Source organism: Arthrobacter sp. I3 (assembly GCF_000520575.1).
GTDB classification, from domain to species: Bacteria; Actinomycetota; Actinomycetes; order Actinomycetales; family Micrococcaceae; genus Arthrobacter; species Arthrobacter humicola_A.
Genome location: NZ_KI914962.1, coordinates 112,951 through 114,467, shown reverse-complemented (window position 1 = coordinate 114,467; position 1,517 = coordinate 112,951). Strand labels below are relative to the sequence as shown.

The 1,517-nt window shown below is 71.3% G+C and carries 2 protein-coding genes and 1 pseudogene; all 3 read right to left on the bottom strand.

Annotated elements, in window-relative coordinates:
* Positions 1–383: pseudogene (locus Y706_RS29480) on the bottom strand (PAP2 family protein); the annotation flags it as partial.
* A gap of 81 nt (positions 384–464) precedes the next feature.
* The gene (locus Y706_RS30490) at positions 465–1,142 is read right to left on the bottom strand and encodes a YdeI/OmpD-associated family protein (protein WP_084476299.1); all 678 of its coding nucleotides are present in this window, start codon (positions 1,140–1,142) and stop codon (positions 465–467) included.
* An 81-nt stretch (positions 1,143–1,223) separates the two neighbouring features.
* The coding region (locus tag Y706_RS0120550; protein ID WP_028278065.1) for a YdeI/OmpD-associated family protein at positions 1,224–1,517 on the bottom strand (294 nt) is incomplete at its 5' end.

The window sequence follows — 1,517 nt, the reverse complement described above, 5'->3', positions numbered from 1 at the left end:
CCGACGTCGTGCTTCACCAGCGTGGACACCGCGAAGGTGGCCGCCATAGCGCCGACCAGCAGGGCTGGACGCCAGACTTCACGCTTGAAGACCGCCCAGGCCAGTGCCACGGCGCAGCCGATCACCGTCATCCACAGCGGCGACGTCACCGTGGTCACGGCCGCCAGGATGGCGGTGGCCAAGGGGGTCCGGGACGCCACGATTCCGTCGTGCACGGGCCCGTCCAGGTCAGCCACGCCGCTGTTCGACTGCACGGCGGCGAGCACGGTCCAGAAGATCGTCTCACCCGCAATTAACAGGCCCGCTGCCACGAAGAAGAGCCGTTGTTGGGACGGCAGCGGCAGGCGGGCAGGGGGTCGCGGGGCACGCTGGGCAAGGAGCATTCGCCCAATCCTGCCAGAGGCAACTCCCTGCAGCCAGCAAGGCCGCTGGGAATTCTCTGGGATGCGCGGCGGGGGCGGGCGCTACGGTTCCGGGGGCCGCCTGGTCTGCGGGTACGGCGTGTCGAACCTGGCCAGCATCTCCACGAACCCGGCGATCTTCCTCTCCCGGGTGGAGGCCTGCTTGACCGAGTTGGTGCGGTAGATCAGCGCATACCGGTTCACGGACGTCAGGACCTCGAACATCGCCTGCGCCCGCGGGTCCGCCGCGATGGCGGCGGCGAGGTCATCCGGGACCTCCGCCGTCGCCGCGCCCGAATAGGCGGCCTCCCAGCGCCCGTCCGCCTTGGCGGCGGCGACGGCCGCCTGCCCGGCGGGGGCCATCCGCCCCGCCGCCTCCGTGGACACCGCGAAGGTGGCCGCCATAGCGCCGACCAGCAGGGCTGGACGCCAGACTTCACGCTTGAAGACCGCCCAGGCCAGTGCCACGGCGCAGCCGATCACCGTCATCCACAGCGGCGACGTCACCGTGGTCACGGCCGCCAGGATGGCGGTGGCCAAGGGGGTCCGGGACGCCACGATTCCGTCGTGCACGGGCCCGTCCAGGTCAGCCACGCCGCTGTTCGACTGCACGGCGGCGAGCACGGTCCAGAAGATCGTCTCACCCGCAATTAACAGGCCCGCTGCCACGAAGAAGAGCCGTTGTTGGGACGGCAGCGGCAGGCGGGCAGGGGGTCGCGGGGCACGCTGGGCAAGGAGCATTCGCCCAATCCTGCCAGAGGCAACTCCCTGCAGCCAGCAAGGCCGCTGGGAATTCTCTGGGATGCGCGGCGGGGGCGGGCGCTACGGTTCCGGGGGCCGCCTGGTCTGCGGGTACGGCGTGTCGAACCTGGCCAGCATCTCCACGAACCCGGCGATCTTCCTCTCCCGGGTGGAGGCCTGCTTGACCGAGTTGGTGCGGTAGATCAGCGCATACCGGTTCACGGACGTCAGGACCTCGAACATCGCCTGCGCCCGCGGGTCCGCCGCGATGGCGGCGGCGAGGTCATCCGGGACCTCCGCCGTCGCCGCGCCCGAATAGGCGGCCTCCCAGCGCCCGTCCGCCTTGGCGGCGGCGACGGCCGCCTGCCCGGCGGG

What these genes read in the sequence shown, in the direction of transcription:
- Y706_RS30490 (WP_084476299.1), bottom strand. Translation starts at nt 1,142, where the DNA reads ATGCTCCTTGCCCAGCGTGCCCCGCGACCCCCTGCCCGCCTGCCGCTG.